This window comes from Tolumonas osonensis (assembly GCF_014202415.1).
GTDB lineage: Bacteria > Pseudomonadota > Gammaproteobacteria > Enterobacterales > Aeromonadaceae > Tolumonas > Tolumonas osonensis.
The window spans coordinates 148,335-171,347 of record NZ_JACHGR010000008.1 but is presented as its reverse complement, the minus strand read 5'-3'; the positions used below and the strand labels follow the sequence as shown (position 1 = coordinate 171,347).

The following is a 23,013-nucleotide window of genomic DNA, read 5'->3' as shown; positions in this document are numbered from 1 at the left end:
ATGCAACTCAATTCCACTGAAATTGCCGAGCTGATTAAAAAGCGTATCGCGCAATTCAACGTCGTCACCGAAGCCCGCAATGAAGGGACTATCGTATCGGTGAGCGACGGTATCGTTCGTGTTCATGGCCTTGCTGACGTGATGCAAGGTGAAATGATTGAACTGCCTGGTAACCGTTACGGTCTGGCGCTGAACCTGGAGCGTGACTCCGTAGGTGCTATCGTCATGGGTCCGTATGCTGATCTGGCTGAAGGTCAGAAAGTAACGGGCACTGGCCGTATTCTGGAAGTACCGGTTGGTCGTGGTTTGCTGGGCCGTGTAGTGAATACACTGGGTCAGCCTATCGACGGTAAAGGTCCGATTGATAACGATGGTTTCTCACCGGTTGAGGTGATTGCACCAGGCGTTATCGAACGTCAATCCGTTTCTCAGCCAGTACAGACTGGTTATAAAGCGGTAGACGCGATGATCCCGATCGGCCGTGGTCAACGTGAGCTGATTATCGGTGACCGTCAGACTGGTAAAACAGCTCTGGCGATTGACGCGATCATCAACCAGAAAGATTCCGGTATCAAATGTGTGTACGTGGCTATCGGTCAGAAAGCGTCTACCATTGCGAACGTAGTACGCAAACTGGAAGAGCACGGCGCGCTGGCGAACACCATCGTTGTCGTTGCTTCTGCTTCTGAATCTGCTTCGCTGCAATACCTGGCGCCTTACGCCGGTTGCGCCATGGGCGAATACTTCCGTGACCGTGGCGAAGACTCGCTGATCATCTATGATGACCTGTCTAAGCATGCGGTGGCTTACCGTCAGATCTCCCTGTTGCTGCGTCGCCCACCTGGACGTGAAGCGTTCCCAGGGGACGTATTCTATCTGCACTCCCGTCTGCTGGAGCGTGCTTCCCGAGTTAACGCCGACTACGTTGAAGCGTTCACCAAAGGCGTGGTAAAAGGCCAGACCGGCTCTCTGACCGCATTGCCTATCATCGAAACTCAGGCCGGTGACGTATCGGCGTTCGTTCCGACTAACGTTATTTCGATCACTGACGGTCAGATCTTCCTGACGACTCAGCTGTTCAACGCCGGTATTCGTCCTGCGGTTGACCCGGGTATCTCGGTATCGCGTGTAGGTGGTGCCGCACAGACCAAGATCATCAAGAAACTGTCCGGTGGTATCCGTACCGCACTGGCACAGTACCGTGAACTGGCAGCATTCGCGCAGTTCTCTTCTGATCTGGACGATGCAACCCGTAAACAGCTGAGCCACGGCCAGAAAGTAACCGAGCTGATGAAACAGAAACAATATGCCCCGATGAGCGTCGCTCAGCAGGCACTGGTTCTGTTTGCGGCCGAGCGTGGCTATCTGGAAGACGTTGAACTGAACAAGATCGGCGACTTCGAAGCGGCGCTGCTCTCTTATGCCAACAATGAGCATGCGGATCTGATGGCCGAAATCAACGCAAAAGCCGATTACAACGATGATATCGTTGCTCGTCTGTCTGCGCTGATCGACGGCTTCAAAGCGACTCATACCTGGTAATAACGCGGCTGCTTTCGGGCAGCCTCTGATGTGGAGAGTCAGCAATGGCCGGCGCAAAAGAGATACGCAATAAAATCGCCAGTGTGAAGAACACGCAAAAGATCACCGGTGCGATGGAGATGGTGGCAGCCAGCAAAATGCGCAAAGCGCAGGATCGCATGGCTTTCAGTCGTCCCTATGCCGTGGCTATGCGCAAAGTGATTGGTCATCTCGCGTTGGGTAACCTCGAATACAAGCATCCTTACCTGATTGAGCGTGAGGTTAAGCGGGTAGGTTACATCATCGTATCGACCGATCGCGGTCTGTGTGGTGGTTTGAACATTAACCTGTTCAAGTCGGCACTGGTATCAATGAAAGAATGGAAGGAGCAGGGCGTAGAAGTTTCTACTGCGCTGATCGGCACAAAAGCGGCCGGCTTCTTCGAACGCCTTGGTAGCAAAATACTGGCGCAGACTTCCGGCATGGGCGACGCACCAAGCGTCGGCGACCTGATCGGTTCTGTAAAAGTAATGCTGCAAGCTTACGACAACGGCGAGATCGATCGTCTGTATCTGGTTTACAACAAGTTTGTAAACACCATGGTACAGAAACCAAGCGTCGATCAGTTGCTGCCTTTGCCGAAGGCTGATGACCAGGCGCTGGCGAAACGCCACTGGGATTATCTGTATGAACCTGATCCCAAACATCTGCTGAATGAACTGCTGATCCGTTATGTCGAATCACAGGTTTATCAGGGTGTGGTAGAGAATTTAGCCAGTGAGCAGGCAGCCCGTATGGTGGCGATGAAAGCTGCTACCGACAACGCCGGCAATCTGATTGGTGATTTACAACTGGTGTATAACAAAGCCCGTCAGGCGGCGATTACTCAGGAACTCACCGAGATTGTCAGTGGTGCAGCGGCAGTATAAGGCAAAGGTTTCCAGGCTTTAGAGGATTTGACATGAGTAACGGTATCATCGTTCAAGTCATCGGTGCGGTTGTAGACGTACAGTTTCCGCAAGATGCGGTTCCACAGGTTTATGACGCACTGAAGATAGTGAGCGAAGGCCAGACCAAGGGTCTGGTAATGGAAGTACAGCAACAAATCGGCGGCGGTGTGGTTCGTTGTATCGCAATGGGTACATCAGACGGTCTGCGTCGTGGTGCTGAAGTAGTTAACACTGGCGCTGGTATCAAAGTGCCTGTTGGTACTAAAACACTGGGTCGTATCATGAACGTACTGGGTGAGCCTGTGGATGAACAGGGCCCTATCGGTGCGGAAGACGACTGGGTTATCCATCGTGCTGCCCCTAGCTACGAAGATCAGTCCAACACCACTGAACTGCTGGAAACCGGCATCAAGGTTATCGACCTGATTTGTCCGTTTGCCAAGGGTGGTAAAGTGGGTCTGTTCGGTGGTGCGGGTGTAGGTAAAACCGTAAACATGATGGAACTGATCAACAACATCGCGAAGGCACACTCCGGTCTGTCAGTATTCGCCGGTGTGGGTGAACGTACCCGTGAGGGTAACGACTTCTACTATGAAATGAAGGAGTCTAACGTTCTGGATAAAGTTGCGATGGTTTACGGCCAGATGAACGAGCCACCAGGAAACCGTCTGCGTGTGGCACTGACCGGTCTGACCATGGCGGAGAAATTCCGTGATGAAGGCCGTGACGTTCTGCTGTTTATCGACAACATCTATCGTTACACCCTGGCCGGTACCGAAGTATCTGCGCTGCTGGGTCGTATGCCATCTGCGGTAGGTTATCAGCCGACACTGGCAGAAGAGATGGGTGTGCTGCAGGAACGTATTACCTCTACCAAGACTGGTTCTATCACCTCGATTCAGGCGGTATACGTACCGGCGGACGACTTGACCGACCCGTCACCAGCAACCACCTTCGCGCATCTGGACTCGACTGTAACGCTGAGCCGTCAGATCGCCGCGCTGGGTATTTACCCTGCGGTAGACCCGCTGGATTCGACTTCACGTCAGCTGGATCCGCTGGTGGTTGGTCAGGAACACTATGATGTGGCCCGTGGCGTGCAGACCGTTCTGCAGCGCTATAAAGAGCTGAAAGACATCATCGCGATCCTGGGTATGGACGAGCTGTCAGAAGACGACAAACTGGTCGTTGCGCGTGCGCGTAAGATCGAGCGTTTCCTGTCTCAGCCATTTAACGTGGCGGAAGTATTTACCGGTACTCCGGGTAAATATGTGTCTCTGAAAGAGACTATCCGTGGCTTTAAAGGCATTCTGGACGGTGAGTACGACGATCTGCCGGAACAGGCGTTCTACATGGTTGGCTCCATCGACGAAGTGGTCGAGAAAGCTAAGAAACTGTAATTCAGGCAGGAGGCTCTATGGCTGAGATTACCTTCCACCTGGATGTGGTCAGTGCTGAAGGCATGCTGTTTTCCGGTCGTGTGGAATCCGTTCAGGTTTCCGGCGCGGAAGGGGAACTGGGGATCCGTCACGGTCACGCACCGTTACTGACCTCCATCAAGCCTGGTCTGGTACGTCTGGTTAAACTGCATGGCGCCGAAGAGGTAATGTATATCTCCGGTGGTATGCTGGAAGTGCAACCAGAAACCGTGACCGTGCTGGCGGATACCGTGATCCGTGCTGCCGATCTGGATGAAGCGAAAGCGCAGACCGCGAAACGGGCGGCCGAGGAGAAAATCCACGGCAACCCGGGCGATGTCGACTATGCTGCCGCGATCACCGAGCTGGCGAAAGCAATGGCACAATTGCGTGTCATCGAGATCACCCGCAAACACTTCTGATTTGGCGTATGCCTTGATGATAAAAACGGCCTGTATCAACAGGCCGTTTTTTTATTCCCGATCAGCTTATCGCTATTGAGAAGTGAACAGCCGCCGTCATCCATCCTGCGGCTGTTGAGACAGGGGAAGATTAAGACTTCATATCATCGGTAATGGCACTGATTTTATGGATAGCGAGATCCGCACCTTCATGCTCATCCTCCTGCGACAGACGCAGGCCCACCACTTTTTTCATGATGCCATAGATAAGCAGGCTGCCGGCGACCGCAATCGTAATCCCCAACAGGGTACCCAGCAGCTGGGACATGAACGATACGCCGCCGAGACCGCCCAGGGCGGTGCTGCCAAAGATACCGGCCGCAATGCCGCCCCAGGCGCCGCACAGACCATGCAGAGGCCATACCCCCAGCACATCGTCGACTTGCGGACGGCGTTGCAGCAACGTGAAGACCACGATGAAAATGGCACCGGCAATGCCACCAACGACCAGAGCACCAACAGGGTGCATCACATCCGAGCCGGCACAGACGGCAACCAGACCCGCCAGCGGACCGTTATGAATAAAGCCGGGGTCGTTTTTCCCGAGGAACAAGGCAACCAGCGTACCGCCCACCATTGCCATCAGCGAGTTCACGGCAACCAGTCCGCTGATACCGCTCAGCTTCTGGGCGGACATCACGTTAAAGCCGAACCAGCCGACAATCAGGATCCAGGCACCCAGTGCCAGCATCGGAATGTTGGATGGCGCGAAGCTGAAGATCTGTTTGCCGCGGATACGGCCCCGGCGCATGCCCAGCAGTGTCAGGGCAACGAGACCGATCCAGCCACCCACCGCGTGCACGACCACCGAACCGGCAAAGTCATGGAATGGCGCGCCAAACTGCGCGGTCAGCGATTCCTGCACACCGAAGCGGCCATTCCAGGCAATCCCTTCAAACAGCGGATAAACCAGACCGACAACCAGGAATGAACAGCACAGCATCGGGTAGAAGCGGGCGCGTTCTGCAATGCCGCCACTGACAATGGCCGGGATCGCGGCAGCAAAGGTCAGCAGAAAGAAGAAACGGGTCAGCTCCAGGCCGTTCTGACTCATCAGCGTACTGGCGCTGCTGAGAAAGGTTTTGTCATAGGCCAGATAATAACCGATGAAAAAGTACGCCAAGGTTGAGATGCCGAAATCAGTAATGATTTTAACCAGCGCATTGACCTGGTTTTTATGACGCACTGTCCCGAGTTCGAGAAAGGCAAAACCGGCATGCATGGCCAGAACCATGATTGCACCAAGCAATAAAAACAGGGTATCTGCACCATTGGTCAGGGTTGCGATTGCATTGGTTGTAGTTTCCAACAACATCTCCTTTGGTAATTAAACTGTCGCCCCATTTCAGTGCCTTTGTGACGACTAAGTTCTTTTTTGAGTCTTGATTGATTCAAATTTGTGCTATTCCCCGTATTGGGGCGCAAACATGATTCATGAACTGTGCCAGGATGAGGTTATTTGGTTATTTGGCTTATAAAACAATAAGTTCTATATGGTTATAGCTCATGAAAAAAGGATGAAGCTGAATTTTTTAACCATTTTGGTGCTATCGCGCACAAAAATAAGGCAGTCAAGGCATAAAACGGCAAAAAAGATGGGATTCGAAACATCCCCTGCTGACTTCAGCAGGGGAAGAGGCAGGTTCAGTTTAAGCTCAGACGGTAATATTCAGCGGCTTTTTCGAATAAGCGCTGCTGTTCCATGATGACGGCCAGGGTCCGCTGTCCGGCAGCGGTAGGCTGCAGCGCAACGCTGCGCTCCAGATATTCCTGGGCCTGCACATATTGTTGCTGATGGAAATACTGGTGACCCAGCGCGGAAAGCAATGCTGGTGATTGCGGGTGGTGTTTCAGCTGGCGTAACAGCAGCTGTAATAACGGTTCCGGATCACGGAGTTGCAGCGTGATACAGCGTTGCCAGAGTGCCTCATCGGCCTGCTTGCGCAGTAACGGTGCCAGTTGTTCAAACGCAGCCTGATAATGCTGGTGCTGGATCAGGTTATCAATCAGCAACAGCTGTAACTGCCGGGTATGACGTATGGTGCGGGGCTGGCGTTGCCAGAAGGCCAGTAACTCATCTTCATTCTGTTTTTGCAGAATGTTGCCAAAAGGGACTTGATAGCAGCGAACCTGTGCTGCCAGCACTTCACTGTCATTCAGCAGTTGCTGTTTACGCAGCAGAGGCAGCAGCTCCAGCTCTTCCTGCCAGGCCTGTTGTTGCTGATAGATATGGTGCAGGCGCTGCAGGATTTGCGGATGTTGCGGCCAGCGCTGACGCAGTTGTTCCAGCAGTTCACGGCTTTGCTGCCATTCCCCCTGATCCTGCAACAGACGCACATGCGTGAGCTGTATCGCCAGCTGCGCCTGCGGGTCGAGCTCGCCGGCTTTCAGCAGGTATTCATCGCGTTTCTGATAGGCGCCCTGCGCATGTGCCGCTTCTGCGGCGGAAAGGTAATTCAGTAACGGCTGGTCACTCTGACCGGCACTGCGCAGCATCAGGTATTCAGCCCGCTGATATTCGCCTTCTGCCAGTGCGGTCATGCCTTTCCGGGTCTGACGCTGTGCTTTCAGGTAGCGGCGATTACCCCACCAGCCACGCAGGCCCCGGCGAACACTGAACAGCCGGGTCAGCAGGCCTTCGGTCAGCAACAGCAGCAAGTAAAAAACAAAGGCGATAATGGCGGCGGTGATAACACTCATTTCAATGGTGTAGCCGGCAACCGCAATCATCACATAACCCTGATGATTTGCCAGCTGTGGCCCGAGTAACAGCGCTGCAGCCAGAATCACCAGTAAAATAATCAGACGGATCATCCTGTCTTCTCCTTAGCGGACTGCGGGAATAGTTTGCGCGCGTTCAGCGAGCACTTTTTCCAGCAACGGCTGCACAGCAAAGGTTTTCGGATAGTGCGCGGTGATATCGGTTTCCTGCAGAACGGCCAGTTCTTTTTGCATGAACTGGGTCGCGCTGTCGTCCGCTTCGTAATAATCCGTCAGCCACGACCGGGCTTTCTGCAGGTGATTGCGGAAATTGGCCTGGTCCTGACGCAGTAAATTCAGTTGTGCCAGTTGCAGCTGGAGGCGCAGATTTTCCTGCAGATAGGCTGACTGGTCGGGGGAGAGCAGGGCTTCGATCTGACCGCCCTGCCGGCGGATAGTGATGAAGTTCTCCGCGAACTGTTTGGCGCTCTTCTGCAGGTTGGTTTGCCAGTCACTGAGCTGATCACTGATTTCGTCACTGGCCGGGTCCTGTTCCAGTTTGGGTTCCAGTCCTTTTATTTTCAGCTGATCGATATTGTCCAGCAGGGTTCCCACCCGCAGCGCCAGTCCTTCCTGATCAACGTCCGGGGCTGATTTGACGGCCGCCATGTCTTCCGCCAGTGCTTTACGCAGCGGGATCAGTGACGGGTCGGCCATCGCCTGGATTCGGGTATCAGCATCTGTCAGCAGGGTGGCGGCGGTCGCGAGATCCTGTTCCAGCCAGAGTTTGCGTCCGGCCATCCGGATCAGGTAACTGGCTTCCGCCAGCAGCCAGTCGTTCGGCCGCTGCAGTTCCCGGCTTTGCCATTTCTGTTCCAGTTCGCGCTGACGGCCATCCAGTTGTTGTTGCTGTTCGCCCAGACTGGTCAGTGTGGCTTTGACCGTCTGCACATCCTGCTGGTTTTGCAGGAGCGGCGTCTGTTCGGTGCGGAATTGTGTCAGTTCACTGCGCAGGGTACTGATTTCCTGCATGGATTGTTGCTGCTGCTGATAGAGGTAGGCGCTGAAACCACCGATACCGGCCATCAGGATCAACAACAGGCCGATCGCGGTTTTCGCGGTGCCGCGGTTTCTGGTGGTATGGGGTTTGGGGGCCTGTCCGGCGGAGGGCAGAACGGGTTCCTGAGTTTCACTCATTTGTTTCATCCTCTGAATTATTCTGATAATGCCGCGGCAACAGCGTCGTGCTGTGCACCCGGCATGATGGTTATTCGGTTTAAACCTGCCTGCCGCAGCTCTTCTGCGGTCCGCTCACTGACGACAAACCAATGCAGGGCAGATAACCAGCTGTGGGCGGTCGCGGGTAACAGGGTCAGTAGTTGCTGAAATAATTCACTACTAGTGATGATAACACTGTCCACCGCTGCTGCCTGCCATTCCTGTAATAAACGGTTGCCGTCCGTTTGCAGATAGTGACGCCGGTAACATTCAACGCAGGTAACCTCTGCGCCACGCTGGCGCAATGTGTCGGCCAGCAGCTCCCGTCCGCCGTTACCGCGCAGGAGGACAATCCGTTTGCCGTTTACCGCCTGCAGTTCGGGTAATGCCAGTAACCCCTCGCTGCGGGCATCGGCCGGCGAGATCACCGGAAGATGCTGCTGTTGCCAGCTGGCCGCCGTGGCGGGGCCCACCGCCAGATAGGTCGGGGTCGCCGGCCATGACCGGTGCTGTTGCTGCAGATAAAGGCTGGCATGCTGTACGGCGGCGGCGCTGACCGCTATAACGATATCGGCTTCGTTCAGCAGGGGGGGTAACAAGGCTAATTCACTGCCCGGCTGATAGGTCAGCAGCGGGCAGAGTACCGGCGCATGGCCGTCCCGGCGCAGACGTGCCGCCAGTTCATCCGCGGCCGGTTGCGGGCGCAGGATCAGCGGGGTCATGCGCCATAAACCGCACGCAGAATCTCGTCGGCACCCTGGACCAGCAACTGTTCTGCCAGTAATTGCCCCAGTTCCTCTGCCTGTTCTTTCGGCCCGGAGATATCGCCGCGGATGATCTGTTTGCCATCCACCGAACCGACCAGTCCGCGCAGCCAGAGGTGATCGTTATCTTCCATTTCCGCAAACGCGCCGATGGGGACCTGACAGCCACCCTGCAAGGTCCGGTTCATGGCGCGTTCCGCCAGCACACAGTAACGGGTTTCGGCATGTTCCAGCGAGGCCAGCAGCGTCAGGGTCGCAGTATCATTCAGCCGGCATTCGATGCCAACCGCACCTTGGCCATTGGCGGGCAGACTGTATTCCGGTGGTAACAGTGAACGGATACGATCGGCCTTTTCCAGCCGGCGTAAACCGGCGGCAGCCAGAATGATGGCGTCGTAGTCACCGGCATCCAGCTTCGCTAGGCGGGTATTCACATTGCCACGCAGATCGCGGATCACCAGATCCGGGCGCTGTGCCCGCAGCTGACATTGCCGGCGCAGACTGGACGTGCCGACCACGGCACCGTCCGGTAACTCGTGGATGCCGGCAAAACGGTTGCTGACAAAGGCGTCATAGGGATTATCCCGTTCACAGATCACCGCCAGGCCGAGTCCGTCAGGAAACTCCACCGGTACATCCTTCATCGAATGGACGGCGATATCCGCGCGGTTTTCCAGTATTGCCTGTTCCAGCTCTTTGACAAACAGGCCTTTGCCGCCGATTTTGGCCAGCGGAGTATCCAGAATTTTATCGCCCTGAGTACTCATCGGGATCAGTGTGACCTGCAAGCCGGGGTGATGCTGTTCCAGTTGTTGTTTGACGAAGTTGGCCTGCCACAGGGCCAGCGGGCTTTTTCGGGTGGCGATACGCAATTCGGTCATGAGTGCCTGTACCAGAGGTTTTTACCGGATACTAACATGGTAGCAGATGGCGATTGAACCTTGTGCATGACATCGCACCATTGCGGGGAGGTTTACCGCGCTGTCAGCTGTGCTAACATGGGGGGAATTACATCAGCCATTGCCGGCGAAGTATCCGAATTTGATCAATTAAGGCCAAACGGTTGTTTAAACAGTTTGAGTTGCTGGTTGCCCGCTGTGATGCCATCAATCAGATAAAGATGGAACGGGCGCTGGAGGCAATGAACGAGGCGGGACGGCGTATGCTCTCCATCCTGCCGGTTCTGCTGCATTATCATCATTCACACCTTCCGGGTTACGTGTCCGGTGAGGTGCCATCGGGTATTGCCAATTTTCAGCCGGATCCGGCCCAGCGCAAATTTCTGGTAACCCAATGCGGTCACACCGCAGAGCCGGTGGTGAACGAACGCTGCATCTCGGCGGTTTATACCATGGGCAGCACTTCCTCTATCGGCCAGAGCGCAGGTTCCGATCTCGATATCTGGGTGTGTCACGATCCGGCATTGTCGGCGGAACGGCTGGCGCTGCTGGAGCAGAAATGTCAGCTCATCTCCCGTCTGGCTGAACAGCACAGTGTGGAAATGAACTTTTTCCTGATCCCGGAAAACAAATTCCGTATCGGCAACCGGGCACAGGTTGGGCTGGATAACTGCGGCAGTGCCCAGCATCTGCTGCCGGTAGAGCGTGAAGAGGAATATGATTCGCTGGCCGCCGCGATGTTCAGCACCGGCATGATTTCCGAAGACGACTGGCTGGATCTGGGCGGTGTCAGCCGCATTCCGGCGGAAGAGTATTTCGGTTCGGCCTTGTGGCTGCTCTACAAAGGGCTGGATTCGCCTTACAAGGCGGTGCTGAAAATTCTGGTAATGGAAGCCTATTCCGCCGAATTTCCGCATACCGAGTTGCTGGCGGTCCAGGCGAAACGCTGGTTCCAGCAGCATGATGACTTTGGTTTGTCGCTCGATGCCTATTATCTGATGCTGGATAAGGTGACGGATTATCTGACCCGACTGGGGGATACCAAACGGCTGGATCTGGCGCGACGCTGTTTCTACCTGAAGATCTGCGATCCCTTAAGCTGCAACACTCCGCCGAAGAATGGACGCTGGCGGCGGGATTTGCTGGTAAAACTGGTGCGTGACTGGGGCTGGGATCTGGAGACGTTACAGCATCTCGACAGTCATGATCAGTGGAAGGTGGAACAGGTTAAGATCGCCTATGAGGAGCTGCTGAGCTCGCTGATGCAGAGTTACAGCAAGCTGATCCAGTTCGCACGGCGCAATAACATCAGCGAATCCATCAATCCGGAAGATATCGGTATTCTGTCGCGCAAACTCTATACCGCGTTTGAAGCGCTGCCGGGCAAGGTTCAGCGCATTAACCTGAAAATTGCCCCTGATCTGCGTGAAACCGATTTAAGCCTGATTCAGGTCCCACCGGGACATCTTAACCGTCAGGGCTGGTATCTGTATAAATACTCGCTGCGGCCACACGACATCATCGGCCGGGCGCCGCTGGAATATAACGGTTATCTCTCCAAGCTGGTGGCCTGGGCGTACTTTAATGGTCTGATGGTGGCGAATACCCGGGTGGACATTCGTCCGTCAGGCTCCGATATAACCAAAACCTGTCTGCATCAGTTCTGTCAGGATCTGGCGGATACCTTCCCGGTGGAATTGCCACCCGCCAGCAACCTGGCACTGAGCCGGCCGTGTGAAATCCGCCATCTGGGTATTTTCCTCAATCTGGAGCGCGATCCGACCGCCGACTGGCCGGAAGAGATGCCGCCGGTGCTGGAACATGGCGAGGATATGCTCTGTTTCGGTGTGCGTCAGGAGTGCCTGGTCGGGACGGTGGATCTGGTTTACCGCAACTCCTGGAATGAAGTGCGTACGCTGCACTTTAATGGTCCGGACGCGGTGGTGGAAGCGCTGAGTACCATCCTGAGCAAGATGCATCAGGATGCGGCGGCGCCGGATGCGATCGACGTGTTCTGCTACAGTCAGTATTACCGCGACGAGATCCGTCATCAGTTCACCGAGTTGGTGAACTCCTGTATTTCGCTGCGTCTGGCGCTGGATAAACAGCGCATGGTGAAACTGCTGTCGGTAGGCGAAAGCCGATATGCCCTGTTCCTTGAACGCCGCGGAGTGTCGGTGCGTCAGCTCAGCAGCGCGATCGATTTTTACCGTCAGGTGTCGGATAACAAGCTGGAACGTCAGACTGCCGAACCGGATAACGGGCTGCATGTGCCGTCGATCGTCGATGCGTATGCCAGTGAAGGCTTGATCCAGTATTTCTTTGAAGATAATGACAACGGCTTTAATGTCTATATTCTGGATGAAAACAACAAGGTCGAGATCTACCACGAATATGCCGGCAGCAAGGAAGATCTGGTGCAGAACGTCAACCGTTATTACACCATGACCCATCAGCGTTTCGATTTCACCGAACAGGTGATCAATTTCAATTTGCCGCAGTTTTACGAGCTGGTCTCCGGCCCGGATGCGCTGCAGGTCGTACCCTACCGTTCCGCCATGCGGGAGATGCCGCAGCAGGCATCCGGCTAATCACCGGGCAACCGTTCCGTACTCAGTTCCGAGTGTAAATAATCGCAAATCAGGATGAGAAGAATACCTGAAGGATTATTATCGCCTCCGCATTACGTCAAATGACTTATGAGGTTGTAAATGAGTATGGGTATCAAAAAAGTTCTGCTGAGCCTGGGTCTGAGCGCGGTTGTTTCTGCTTGCGGTATATCAATGGCGAATGCCAGTCCGGCGCCGGCTGATGATGAAGCCAGACAGGAATGCCCGGAAGGCCAGAAATGCGATCGTCCGGCTCCGGATAATAAAAAAGCCCGCAAACCGGGTGAAGAGCGGACTAATCAGGCATCACCGGAAGGCAGAGCACACTCTGAATCCATGAACAGACCTGAAGGCGATAAAGCGGCGCCTGCACCACGTGATGAGCAGAAACAGCCAAAAGATCCGAAGAAAAAACCACCCAAAGATGGTCAGCCACCGCAAGATGCACCGGCAGCAGAGTGATCTGCAAAAAACGAAACGGCTCCTTCAAGGAGCCGTTTTTGTTGGTGACCTAATCTGTCTTTTTATCGATGTGGCCCAGGTCGCGCTCCGGAGCAATCTGATCGCGCACCCGCTGTTTCAGGGCTTTGACATCCGGGAAGCCACCATCGGCCTTGCGTTCCCAGATGGTGACGCCATTGACCAGAATTTCAAAATGGCCGCCGGTATCCGGGTGTAAATTGACACTGCCCAGTTCTTCGCTGAAAGTATGCAGCAGTTCCTGCGCCATCCAGCCGGCCCGCAGCAGCCAGTTGCACTGGCGGCAGTAATAGATATCAACAACCGGTTTGTCCATATGGTTTATCCTAAGGTGACGGTTTCACCGGACTGCTTGCTGCAGGCGTCGCTCAGCAGTTCCATCAGTTCCCGGCCACCGCGGTTATCGATCCAGTGACCGTCTTTCCAGTCAAAGTGATAGCCGTTTTCACGGGTGGCGACCCAGATCTGATGCAGCGGTTCCTGCTTGTTGATAATGATTTTGCTGCCGTTGACGAAGGTCAGCGTCATGACACCACTGTTCAGCTCACAATCGATATCGGTCTCGCAATTATCGATGGCCTGTTCGATCACCTGGTAGCGCCCTTCCACCAGCGCGTGAAATTCACTGTCTTTCATTACGGCTTGTCCTATTTGCATTTGCTGCGATGAGTGAGATTATAGTGGGCCAAATTACCGAATCGCACAAGATCATGAAAATGCGCACTTACAGTGTGGGTTTGGCGTTATTACTGGCCGGTTTGCTGAGTGGTTGTGGCTTAAAAGGGCCGCTGTACCTGCCACAACAGCCACCGGCGAAACAGCCGACTGCCCAGCCGCAAAATCAGACTGACAACTCCCAGACCCAATCATAAGGAAACGATGGAGCCATGGATTATTTTAACTACCGAGAAGATGGCGAACTGCTGGCCGAACAATGTGCTGTCAGTGGGTTAGTTGCCCAATACGGCACGCCTTTATATATCTATTCCCGGGCCACCATTGAACGCCACTGGAAAGCATTCGATGCCGCGGCCGGTGAAGTGCCGCACCTGATCTGCTACGCGGTAAAGGCCAATGGCAACCTGGCGGTCCTGAATCTGCTGGCGCGTCTTGGCTCCGGCTTTGACATCGTTTCCGGTGGTGAGCTGGCGCGTGTCATTGCTGCCGGTGGCGACGCGAAAAAAGTGGTGTTCTCCGGTGTCGGCAAGACCGAAGCGGAAATGCGCTATGCGCTGGAGCAGGACATTCTCTGCTTCAACGTGGAGTCCGAGCCGGAACTGGAACGCCTGAATCAGGTGGCTGGCAGCATGGGGAAAGTGGCGCGTATTTCGATCCGCATCAATCCGGATATCGATGCCGGTACCCATCCGTATATCTCTACCGGTCTGAAACAGAACAAATTCGGTATCCCGATTGAACGGGCGCCGGAAGTGTATAAGTACGCCGCCAGCCTGCCGCATCTGCAGGTGACCGGGGTTGATTGCCATATTGGCTCGCAGCTGACCGAAATTGCGCCGTTTCTGGAAGCAGCCGACAAGCTGCTGACGCTGATCGATGAACTGGCCGCCGCTGGTATCAAGATCCACCATCTGGATGTCGGTGGTGGTCTGGGCGTCAATTACAACGATGAAACGCCACCACACCCGAGCGAATATGCAACTGCACTGAAACAGAAGCTGCAGGATCGCGATCTGACGCTGATGTTTGAACCGGGCCGCGCCATCATGGCGAATGCCGGTATTCTGGCGACCAGAGTGGAATACCTGAAAGCGGGTGAAGACCGTCATTTTGCGATTGTCGATGCAGCGATGAACGATCTGATCCGTCCGTCACTGTACAGTGCCTGGATGAACATCATTCCGGTGAACCGTGCCTTGCCGCGTGATGCGCAGCGTTACGACGTGGTCGGCCCGGTGTGTGAAACCGGCGATTTCCTGGGTAAAGATCGCGAACTGGCGATTGCGCCGGGCGATTATCTGGCGGTTCGTTCTGCCGGCGCCTATGGTTTCTCCATGGCCTCTAACTATAACGCCCGTTCCCGTGCGGCCGAAGTGCTGGTGGACGGTGAACAGCCGCATCTGATCCGTGAGCGTGAACCGCTGGCATCACTGTGGCAATTCGAACATCTGTTGCCGTAACAGGAGTCAGGCTGCATGTTGATCCAGTTTTCCAAAATGCACGGTCTGGGAAATGACTTTGTGGTGGTTGATGGCGTCACGCAGAAGGTGTTTTTTAATGCGGAAACGCTGAAACGCCTCGGTGATCGTCATTTTGGTATCGGGTTTGACCAGCTGCTGCTGGTTGAACCGCCGTATGATCCTGATCTCGACTTCCACTATCGTATTTTTAATGCCGATGGTTCGGAAGTGCAGCAGTGCGGTAACGGGGCGCGCTGTTTTGCCCGTTTTGTGCGTCTGAAAGGGCTGACCAACAAAGACCGTATTGCGGTCAGTACGGTCAGTGGCCGCATTGTGCTGCAACTGGAAGATAACGATCAGGTCACGGTCAACATGGGCGTGCCGGAGTTTGAACCATCCAAGATCCCGTTCCGGGCCCTGAAAGCCGAGAAGCTTTACCTGCTGCGTGTTGCCGAACAAACGGTAATGTGTGGCGCGGTGTCGATGGGCAATCCGCACTGCGTGATCGAAGTGCCGAGCGTGAAAACGGCACCGGTGGAAACCCTGGGACCGAAACTGGAATCGTTTGACCGCTTCCCTGAGCGGGTCAATGTCGGTTTCATGGAAGTGGTATCGGCCAACGAAATAAATCTGCGGGTATATGAGCGCGGTGCCGGTGAGACACTGGCCTGTGGTACCGGTGCCTGCGCTGCCGTCGTGGTTGGCATCCAGCAGGAGAAACTCAGAGGCCGCGTGAAGGTTAATCTGCCCGGCGGTTCGCTCTATATCGCCTGGAATGGTCCCGGCAGTCCGGTGTACATGACCGGCCCGGCAGAGCATGTCTTTGACGGACAGATCGAGCTATGAGTATAAACATGGGTGCACTGGAGTCGATGCTGGAAGAGAACCGCATCGCCGATTATCTGAAGCAACATCCGGACTTTTTCCTGCGGCATAAAGCGCTGCTGGATGAGATAGAAGTGCCCCATGAACAGCGCGGTACGGTGTCACTGTTTGAGGTGAAACTGGAGCGTCAGCGCGAGCGTCTGCAGCAGCTGGAGGATGAACGCCAGGAGCTGCTGGCGAATGCCACCCGCAACGAGTTCATCTTCCGGGTGTATACCGATGTCTACTCCTCGCTGTTTGCCTGCACCTCGCTGCGCCAGCTGTGGAAATGTCTGCACAGTACCTTCCGTGAGCGCTTGCGCATTCCGGCCTGTGCGCTGTGGGTGAATCAGGCGCGGGTCAAGGCCAAACGTTTTGACAAGCCGTATGAGATGGAGTTCCCGCTGTTTCAGCGCCTGTGCCTGTATCCGATGGCTGATCAGCTGGTCTATTTTGGCCGGGTCAGCGACTGCGATCGTGAGCTGATTTTCGGCCAGGGCTCGCTGGTGCACTCGATGGCGCTGCTGCGGCTCGGGGAATACGGCGAATGGGGTTTTCTGGCGTTTGGCCATGCCAACCCACATCATTATCAGCCGGGCATGGACAGTCTGCTGCTGGAGCAGTTAGGCCGCTTCGTGACCCTGCTGTTGCCCACCTTGGCCCGTTCCTGTGAGTGACTCTCTCGCGACGGTGTTGCACACCTGGCTGGAGTATCTGCGCGTCGAGCGGCAGCTGAGCGCGCATACACTCAGCAATTATCAGCGTCATCTGCAGGCGTTGATTGAATGGCTGCAGGAAAAGCAGATCCGGCACTGGGAAGAGCTGGATGCGCCGCTGGTGCGGCAATGGGCACATACCCTGCGTAAATACAAAGAGACCTCGCCGCGTACCATCAGTACCAAAATGTCGGCACTGCGCAGTTTTGCCGACTGGCTGGTGATCCGTGGTCTGCTGACCGCGAATCCGGCGCGGGGCGTGGTGTTGCCCAAGCTCGGGCGGCCGTTGCCGAAAAATCTCGATGTCGATCAGGTACATCAGCTGCTGAATATCACCGATGAGTCGGATCCGCTGGCGGTGCGCGATCGCGCCATCATGGAGCTGTTCTATTCCACCGGTATGCGTCTATCCGAGCTGGTGGCCTTGGATTTGGCGGATCTGGACATGACCAGCCGTCAGGTACGGGTGATCGGGAAAGGCAACAAAGAGCGCATTCTGCCGGTAGGACGGCTGGCGCTGGAGTGGCTGGAAAAATGGCTGACCGTCAGAGTGGCCTACCAGAGCGAAGGTGAACCGGCGCTGTTTCTCAGCAGCCGTAAACGGCGCATTACCGCCCGGATGGTAGAGATCCGCATTGAGCAGTGGGGGCAGAAACAGACGCTAAACAGCCATGTGCATCCGCATAAACTGCGCCACAGTTTCGCCACGCATATGCTGGAATCCTCCGGCGATCTGCGTGCGGTGCAGGAGCTGCTGGGTCACGCCAATCTGGCGACCACACAAATCTATACCCACCTCGATTTTCAGCATCTGGCGGCCGTGTATGACCAGACACATCCGCGCTCCAAACGTAAAAAGCTCAGGCCGGAAGAGGAAGAGTAGTCAGTTTAGGCACATGGATTGCGCGTGTTAATCATTTCCAAACCGGCTTAAGATGGCACATCTCTTTTGAATAAAAGACCTGTCAGGATCTTCACAAGTTGCTAAAACAATTCTCTCTCATGGTGCAGGGCACCACATCCGATGCCGGTAAAAGCACGCTGGTGGCGGGGCTGTGCCGTCTGCTGAAACGGCAGGGCTGGGCGGTGGCGCCGTTCAAATCGCAGAACATGGCACTGAACAGTGCGGTCACGGTGGACGGCGGTGAAATTGGCCGCGCACAGGCGGTGCAGGCACAGGCGTGCGGGCTGGAGCCGTCGGTACACATGAATCCGGTGTTGCTGAAGCCGAATACCGATATCGGTGCACAGGTGATCGTACAGGGCAAGGCACTGGCGGATATGGACGCCTGCGCCTATCACGAATACAAACCCCGGGTGATGGGTGCGGTGATGGCATCGTATCGTCATCTGCAGGCGCACTATCAGGCGGTGATTATCGAAGGCGCGGGCAGTCCGGCGGAAATCAACCTGCGTGATCGTGACATTGCCAATATGGGTTTTGCCGAAGAGGCGGATTGTCCGGTCATCATTATTGCCGATATCGATCGTGGCGGTGTGTTTGCCCATCTCTACGGCACGCTGGCGCTGCTGTCGGAAAGCGAACAGAACCGCGTCATCGGCTTTGTGATCAACCGCTTTCGCGGCGATATCACGCTGTTGCAGGGAGGTCTCGACTGGCTGGAGCAAACCACCGGCAAGCCGGTGCTGGGTGTGCTGCCTTACCTGCATGGCCTGTATCTGGAACAGGAAGATGCCATTGCCGTGCAACAGAGCGATCGCGGTAAATTCCGCGTGGTGGTGCCCTGTTTCCCGCGCATCAGCAATCACACCGATTTTGATGTATTGCGGCTGCATCCGGATGTCGATCTCGTCATGGTACCGCCGAATCAGCCACTGCCGCCGGCGGATCTGATCATTTTGCCTGGCTCCAAATCGGTACAGGGTGATCTGCGTTTCCTGCGCGAGCAGGGCTGGGACAAGGCGATTGCCCGGCACCTGCGCTTTGGCGGCAAGCTGATCGGGATCTGCGGCGGTTATCAGATGCTGGGTGAGATGCTGCACGATCCGCTGGGTCTGGAAGGTGAGGCCGGCAGTATGTCCGGGCTCTGTCTACTGCCGATCACGACCACACTGGCACCGGAAAAACAGCTGCGCCGGGTCACCGGCTCCCTGATACTGGAGGGTGAAACCGTTCCTGTGATCGGGTATGAAATTCATGCCGGGGTGACGGCGATCCCGTCCGGGGCCCGGCAACCGCTGCACCTGCACGATGGACAAGCCATGCTCGCGGACGGACTTCTTTCCGACGATGATCTGATTTTCGGCACCTACCTGCATGGCTTGTTTGATGAGCCGGCAGCCTGCAATGTGCTGCTGCAGTGGGCCGGCCTGCAGGCACAGACGGCCCCGGATATGCAGCAACTACGTGAAGACGGCATCAACCGACTGGCAGATTGTCTGGCCGATCATCTGAATATGGATAAGCTTTTTAGCCTTCTGGAACGGTGGGGAACTGACAGGAAACGTTAATTCTCCTCTGTTTTCTGCCGTGTTTACTCGAACACGGCTTCTTGCATTCCTTCATGCCGTTCACACCCGGTTGCTTTTTCTTTGCCCTGAATTTGTGATCGGGATGTGATTTTCTGATTATCATACTTGTATGGTAGTTGTGTTAGATCTAGTTTTAACCTCGTTCGCGGTGTAGTGGTTTAACTCAAGGTGAAAACACAATGAAAATCGTTAATGCAGAAGTTTTTGTAACTTGTCCCGGTCGTAATTTCGTTACCTTAAAAATTACGACCGATGAAGGTGTGTATGGCTTAGGTGATGCGACGCTGAATGGTCGTGAATTATCGGTAGCTTCTTATCTGAAGGATCACCTTTGCCCGCAGCTGATTGGTCGCGATGCTCACCAAATCGAAGATATCTGGCAGTTTTTCTATAAAGGCGCTTACTGGCGCCGAGGCCCGGTGACCATGTCGGCTATCTCTGCCGTAGACATGGCGCTGTGGGATATCAAAGGCAAAGTGACCGGCTTGCCGCTTTATCAATTGCTGGGTGGTGCCTCCCGTTCCGGGGTCATGGTGTATTGCCATACCACCGGCCATACGGTCGATGAAGTCATCGATGACTATGCCAGACACAAAGAGATGGGATTCAAGGCGATTCGTGTGCAGAGCGCGGTTCCTGGCATGAAAACCTCGTATGGCGTAACCAAGGGTAAAGGCCTGGCCTATGAACCGGCCACCAAAGGTAACTGGCCGGAAGAGCAGATCTGGTCCACCGAAAAATATCTGGATTTCATGCCGAAGGTGTTTGATCGGGTTCGTCAGGAATTTGGTTTTGATGAGCATCTTTTGCATGACATGCATCACCGCCTAACCCCGATTGAAGCGGCGCGTTTTGGCAAGAGCGTGGAAGACTACCGTCTGTTCTGGATGGAAGATCCGACGCCGGCTGAAAATCAGGAATGTTTCCGACTGATCCGTCAGCACACTGTGACGCCGATTGCGGTAGGCGAAGTCTTTAACAGTATCTGGGATTGCAAACAGCTGATCGAAGAACAGTTGATTGATTACATTCGCACCACCATCACCCATGCCGGCGGTATCTCTGGTATGCGCCGGATTGCTGATTTTGCCAGCCTGTATCAGGTTCGTACCGGTTCGCACGGTCCTTCGGATTTATCACCGGTCTGTATGGCGGCGGCGCTGAACTTCGACCTCTGGGTGCCTAACTTCGGTGTTCAGGAATACATGGGTTATTCCGAACAGATGCTGGAAGTCTTCCCGCATAACTGGACGTTTGAAGACGGTTATATGCATCCGGGCGATAAACCGGGTCTGGGTATCGAGTTTGATGAAAAACTGGCGGCCAAATATCCTTACGACCCTGCTTACCTGCCGGTGGCACGTCTTGAAGATGGCACTCTCTGGAACTGGTAAGGAGCCTTAACATGAAAATCAAAAGTGTTGTTATTAAAGAACCGGGCCAGTTGGTGATTGATGAACATGAGGTTGCTCAGCCATTAGCGGGTGAAGTCCGGGTCAAAGTGCAGCTGGCCGGTATCTGCGGTTCGGATGTGCATATTTACCGTGGGCATAATCCGTTTGCCAAATACCCGCGCGTGATCGGTCATGAATTTTTCGGTGTCATCGATGCGGTTGGCGAGGGTGTGTCGGCGGATAAACTGGGCAAGCGCGTTTCTGTTGATCCGGTTATCAGTTGCGGTCACTGCTACCCTTGCCAGATCGGCAGACCGAATGTCTGTAAGGAACTGACCGTCCTGGGTGTGCACCGGGATGGCGGTTTCAGCGAGTCTACTTGTGTGCCAGCCGGTAACGCCCATGAGATTGCCGATCATATCACCGATGAAATGGCGGTCATGATTGAACCGTTCACTATAGCGGCCAATATCTGTGAGCAGTTAAAACCAACATCACTGGATACGGCCCTGGTATATGGTGCGGGGCCGATGGGTTTAACCACGATCCAGGCGCTGAAAAACGTGTATCAGGTCAAACAGGTGATCGTGGCTGACCGTATTCCGGAACGGTTGGCGATGGCCAAAGCGTGTGGTGCGGATGTCCTGATTGATAACACGCATCAGCCGCTGAAAGATACCTTATCTGCCCAGGGTATTTTGCCAACTCTGATTATTGATGCGGCCTGTCACCCGAGCATTCTGGATGAGGCAACCAGATTAATATCGCCAGCTGGGCGAATTGGCATCATGGGTTTCTCATCTGAACCCTGCACCATTACGCAACAGGCAATTACCAGTAAAGAATTAACCATTTTCAGCTCAAGATTAAACAGTAATAAATTTCCTTTGGTTATTTCATGGTTAAATAACCAAAAAATAAACCCTGACGCTTTAATTACTCATAAATTTTCAATTAATGAAGTGGAAACTGCATTAGCTGTATTTGAAAAAGACCAGAAAAACTGCTGTAAGGTTCTTTTGGAAATAAGTAAGTAAGCGAATGTAATGAGTTGCGGGGCAAACCCGCAACTTTAATCTTCTACATAAAATTAAAGTGAGGCACTTATGTCCAAAAACTATAAGTGGGTAATAGTCTTTTTGCTATTTCTCGTTTACATGGTTAACTATTTAGATCGTGTCGCGTTATCGATCACAGTTCCGATGATTGAAAAAGATTTAGCATTAAATGCGGAACAGTTCGGTGTTATATTCGGCAGTTTCTTTTTTGGGTATGCGCTGTTCAATTTTGTCGGCGGTCTGGCCGTTGATAAATTCGGCCCTAAAATTGTGCTTGGCGTGGCAGTTGGGATGTGGTCTATTTTCTGCGGCTTAACCTCAATTGCTACAGGATTCATGTCGTTACTGGTGTTACGTGTCCTGTTTGGTATGGCAGAGGGTCCGATTTGCTCCTCCGCCAATAAAATGATCAACGGCTGGTTTCCGAAAAAAGAAGCAGCCACTGCGATGGGGATTCTGAGCGCGGGTTCACCATTGGGGGGCGCGGTTGCGGGTCCGATTGTGGGTTATCTGGCATTGGCTTTTGGCTGGCGCCTGGCGTTCGTGATTATCTGCTGTATCGGTCTGGTATGGATGGGGATCTGGTTCTTTTCGGTCGCCAATACCGCGAAGGAAATGGATAAGTCTTCTGCCGTCATTGAAAACAGTGTTGCCAGCGTTTCCGGTTTTACTGATGAAGATGCCAAGCTGGGCCTGATGCATTATCTGAAACAGCCGGTCATTCTGGTCACTGCGTTTGCTTTCTTCTGTTACAACTACATCCTGTTTTTCTTCCTGAGCTGGTTCCCATCCTATCTGGTGCAGGCACACGGCCTGAATATCAAGGAAATGAGCTTAACGACCATTATTCCGTGGGTAGTGGGATTTGTCGGCCTGGCTATTGGTGGTTTTGTATCGGATAAAATTCTTCAGGTAACCGGTAAAGTCTTGTTATCAAGAAAAATTGTACTGGTGACCTGCTTATTGGCTGCGGCTATCTGTGTTGGTTTTGCCGGTACGGTATCCAGTGTTGTTCCTGCGGTGGCCTTAATGTCGGTTTCTATTTTCTTCCTGTATCTGACCGGCTCTATTTATTGGGCAATCATTCAGGATATCGTGCATAAAGCGAAAGTGGGCAGTGTCAGTGGCTTTATTCATCTGATTGGCAGTATTTCAGGAATTATTGGTCCGATCATCACCGGCTTTATTGTGCAAAATACCGGGAAGTTTGATAGTGCCTTTATTCTGGCGGGTGTTATCGCCGCGATTGGTGCCGGATTGGTGTTCACGGTAATCAAAGAAAAGAATAACGAGTCTGTATTAATTAATGCGGTTTAATAGAGATTTAAAA

22 protein-coding genes are annotated in these 23,013 nt (G+C 54.1%); 15 read left to right on the top strand and 7 right to left on the bottom strand.

What is annotated here, in order from left to right; all coding sequences use genetic code 11:
- The 4 genes from atpA to HNR75_RS12360 are packed head-to-tail and all read left to right on the top strand — an operon-like array spanning position 1 to position 4,311.
- On the top strand, positions 1-1,542 hold the full coding sequence (atpA, locus tag HNR75_RS12375) for a F0F1 ATP synthase subunit alpha (protein WP_188027294.1): 1,542 nt from the start codon (positions 1-3) through the stop codon (positions 1,540-1,542).
- Between the two features lie 44 nt (positions 1,543-1,586).
- The gene (gene atpG / locus HNR75_RS12370) at positions 1,587-2,450 is read left to right on the top strand and encodes a F0F1 ATP synthase subunit gamma (protein WP_188027293.1); all 864 of its coding nucleotides are present in this window, start codon (positions 1,587-1,589) and stop codon (positions 2,448-2,450) included.
- A 32-nt stretch (positions 2,451-2,482) separates the two neighbouring features.
- Entirely contained in the window at positions 2,483-3,871 is a 1,389-nt protein-coding gene (atpD, locus tag HNR75_RS12365; RefSeq protein WP_188027292.1) for a F0F1 ATP synthase subunit beta, read from the top strand.
- 17 nt (positions 3,872-3,888) lie between these two features.
- A complete protein-coding gene (locus HNR75_RS12360; RefSeq protein WP_188027291.1) occupies positions 3,889-4,311 on the top strand; it encodes a F0F1 ATP synthase subunit epsilon in 423 nt (140 codons plus the stop codon).
- A 130-nt stretch (positions 4,312-4,441) separates the two neighbouring features.
- Here the strand turns inward: HNR75_RS12360 and HNR75_RS12355 are convergent, their stop codons facing one another.
- The 5 genes from HNR75_RS12355 to hemC form a co-directional block, all read right to left on the bottom strand.
- The gene (locus HNR75_RS12355; RefSeq protein ID WP_246358913.1) at positions 4,442-5,659 is read right to left on the bottom strand and encodes an ammonium transporter; all 1,218 of its coding nucleotides are present in this window, start codon (positions 5,657-5,659) and stop codon (positions 4,442-4,444) included.
- A gap of 335 nt (positions 5,660-5,994) precedes the next feature.
- A complete protein-coding gene (locus HNR75_RS12350) occupies positions 5,995-7,164 on the bottom strand; it encodes a heme biosynthesis HemY N-terminal domain-containing protein (protein ID WP_188027289.1) in 1,170 nt (389 codons plus the stop codon).
- A 12-nt stretch (positions 7,165-7,176) separates the two neighbouring features.
- Entirely contained in the window at positions 7,177-8,247 is a 1,071-nt protein-coding gene (locus tag HNR75_RS12345) for a uroporphyrinogen-III C-methyltransferase (protein WP_188027288.1), read from the bottom strand.
- Between the two features lie 17 nt (positions 8,248-8,264).
- Positions 8,265-8,990, bottom strand: a complete 726-nt coding sequence (locus tag HNR75_RS12340; RefSeq protein ID WP_188027287.1) for a uroporphyrinogen-III synthase — start codon at positions 8,988-8,990, stop codon at positions 8,265-8,267.
- Positions 8,987-9,913 (bottom strand): hydroxymethylbilane synthase, encoded by a 927-nt coding sequence (hemC, locus tag HNR75_RS12335; protein WP_188027286.1) that lies wholly within the window; start codon positions 9,911-9,913, stop codon positions 8,987-8,989. Before hemC ends, HNR75_RS12340 begins: the two co-directional genes overlap by 4 nt.
- Positions 9,914-10,095: 182 nt before the next feature.
- On the opposite strand from hemC, the gene HNR75_RS12330 reads away from it, so the two are divergent.
- Positions 10,096-12,522, top strand: a complete 2,427-nt coding sequence (locus tag HNR75_RS12330; protein ID WP_188027285.1) for a class I adenylate cyclase — start codon at positions 10,096-10,098, stop codon at positions 12,520-12,522.
- 120 nt (positions 12,523-12,642) lie between these two features.
- Positions 12,643-13,002, top strand: a complete 360-nt coding sequence (locus HNR75_RS12325; protein WP_188027284.1) for a hypothetical protein — start codon at positions 12,643-12,645, stop codon at positions 13,000-13,002.
- Between the two features lie 49 nt (positions 13,003-13,051).
- Here HNR75_RS12325 and HNR75_RS12320 read toward each other — a convergent pair whose 3' ends face one another.
- Positions 13,052-13,336 carry an Rdx family protein gene (locus HNR75_RS12320; RefSeq protein ID WP_188027283.1) on the bottom strand — a complete coding sequence of 95 codons (285 nt, stop codon included), beginning with the start codon at positions 13,334-13,336 and terminating at the stop codon, positions 13,052-13,054.
- Between the two features lie 5 nt (positions 13,337-13,341).
- On the bottom strand, positions 13,342-13,656 hold the full coding sequence (cyaY, locus tag HNR75_RS12315) for an iron donor protein CyaY (RefSeq protein ID WP_188027282.1): 315 nt from the start codon (positions 13,654-13,656) through the stop codon (positions 13,342-13,344).
- 44 nt (positions 13,657-13,700) lie between these two features.
- Between cyaY and lptM the strand changes: the two genes are divergently transcribed.
- The 9 genes from lptM (at position 13,701) to HNR75_RS12270 (ending at position 23,000) form a co-directional block, all read left to right on the top strand.
- Positions 13,701-13,892, top strand: coding sequence for an LPS translocon maturation chaperone LptM (gene lptM, locus HNR75_RS12310; RefSeq protein ID WP_223157896.1), 192 nt, complete (start codon positions 13,701-13,703; stop codon positions 13,890-13,892).
- A 15-nt stretch (positions 13,893-13,907) separates the two neighbouring features.
- Complete coding sequence (gene lysA / locus HNR75_RS12305; RefSeq protein ID WP_188027281.1) at positions 13,908-15,158, top strand: diaminopimelate decarboxylase; 1,251 nt, start codon at positions 13,908-13,910, stop codon at positions 15,156-15,158.
- Between the two features lie 15 nt (positions 15,159-15,173).
- Positions 15,174-16,004 (top strand): diaminopimelate epimerase, encoded by an 831-nt coding sequence (dapF, locus tag HNR75_RS12300; RefSeq protein WP_188027280.1) that lies wholly within the window; start codon positions 15,174-15,176, stop codon positions 16,002-16,004.
- Entirely contained in the window at positions 16,001-16,699 is a 699-nt protein-coding gene (locus HNR75_RS12295) for a DUF484 family protein (RefSeq protein ID WP_188027279.1), read from the top strand. The genes dapF and HNR75_RS12295 overlap by 4 nt, the downstream gene beginning before the upstream one ends.
- Entirely contained in the window at positions 16,692-17,621 is a 930-nt protein-coding gene (xerC, locus tag HNR75_RS12290; RefSeq protein ID WP_188027278.1) for a tyrosine recombinase XerC, read from the top strand. The genes HNR75_RS12295 and xerC overlap by 8 nt, the downstream gene beginning before the upstream one ends.
- Positions 17,622-17,719: 98 nt before the next feature.
- Complete coding sequence (locus tag HNR75_RS12285) at positions 17,720-19,210, top strand: cobyric acid synthase (protein ID WP_246358911.1); 1,491 nt, start codon at positions 17,720-17,722, stop codon at positions 19,208-19,210.
- A gap of 200 nt (positions 19,211-19,410) precedes the next feature.
- Positions 19,411-20,625, top strand: coding sequence for a D-mannonate dehydratase ManD (gene manD, locus HNR75_RS12280; protein ID WP_188027277.1), 1,215 nt, complete (start codon positions 19,411-19,413; stop codon positions 20,623-20,625).
- 11 nt (positions 20,626-20,636) lie between these two features.
- Complete coding sequence (locus HNR75_RS12275; RefSeq protein ID WP_223157895.1) at positions 20,637-21,662, top strand: Zn-dependent oxidoreductase; 1,026 nt, start codon at positions 20,637-20,639, stop codon at positions 21,660-21,662.
- A 69-nt stretch (positions 21,663-21,731) separates the two neighbouring features.
- Positions 21,732-23,000: an MFS transporter gene (locus HNR75_RS12270; RefSeq protein ID WP_188027276.1), complete on the top strand. Its 1,269-nt coding sequence runs from the start codon at positions 21,732-21,734 to the stop codon at positions 22,998-23,000.
- The last annotated feature ends 13 nt before the right edge of the window (positions 23,001-23,013 follow it).

Bases quoted from the DNA above. Each gene is read 5' to 3' on its own strand.
- HNR75_RS12270 (WP_188027276.1), top strand. From the start codon at position 21,732: ATGTCCAAAAACTATAAGTGGGTAATAGTCTTTTTGCTATTTCTCGTT.
- cyaY (WP_188027282.1), bottom strand. From the start codon at position 13,656: ATGAAAGACAGTGAATTTCACGCGCTGGTGGAAGGGCGCTACCAGGTG.
- HNR75_RS12340 (WP_188027287.1), bottom strand. From the start codon at position 8,990: ATGACCCCGCTGATCCTGCGCCCGCAACCGGCCGCGGATGAACTGGCG.
- atpD (WP_188027292.1), top strand. From the start codon at position 2,483: ATGAGTAACGGTATCATCGTTCAAGTCATCGGTGCGGTTGTAGACGTA.
- HNR75_RS12325 (WP_188027284.1), top strand. From the start codon at position 12,643: ATGAGTATGGGTATCAAAAAAGTTCTGCTGAGCCTGGGTCTGAGCGCG.
- HNR75_RS12360 (WP_188027291.1), top strand. From the start codon at position 3,889: ATGGCTGAGATTACCTTCCACCTGGATGTGGTCAGTGCTGAAGGCATG.
- dapF (WP_188027280.1), top strand. From the start codon at position 15,174: ATGTTGATCCAGTTTTCCAAAATGCACGGTCTGGGAAATGACTTTGTG.
- HNR75_RS12350 (WP_188027289.1), bottom strand. From the start codon at position 7,164: ATGATCCGTCTGATTATTTTACTGGTGATTCTGGCTGCAGCGCTGTTA.
- HNR75_RS12275 (WP_223157895.1), top strand. From the start codon at position 20,637: ATGAAAATCAAAAGTGTTGTTATTAAAGAACCGGGCCAGTTGGTGATT.
- hemC (WP_188027286.1), bottom strand. From the start codon at position 9,913: ATGACCGAATTGCGTATCGCCACCCGAAAAAGCCCGCTGGCCCTGTGG.
- atpG (WP_188027293.1), top strand. From the start codon at position 1,587: ATGGCCGGCGCAAAAGAGATACGCAATAAAATCGCCAGTGTGAAGAAC.
- HNR75_RS12295 (WP_188027279.1), top strand. From the start codon at position 16,001: ATGAGTATAAACATGGGTGCACTGGAGTCGATGCTGGAAGAGAACCGC.
- atpA (WP_188027294.1), top strand. From the start codon at position 1: ATGCAACTCAATTCCACTGAAATTGCCGAGCTGATTAAAAAGCGTATC.
- lysA (WP_188027281.1), top strand. From the start codon at position 13,908: ATGGATTATTTTAACTACCGAGAAGATGGCGAACTGCTGGCCGAACAA.
- manD (WP_188027277.1), top strand. From the start codon at position 19,411: ATGAAAATCGTTAATGCAGAAGTTTTTGTAACTTGTCCCGGTCGTAAT.
- HNR75_RS12320 (WP_188027283.1), bottom strand. From the start codon at position 13,336: ATGGACAAACCGGTTGTTGATATCTATTACTGCCGCCAGTGCAACTGG.
- HNR75_RS12345 (WP_188027288.1), bottom strand. From the start codon at position 8,247: ATGAGTGAAACTCAGGAACCCGTTCTGCCCTCCGCCGGACAGGCCCCC.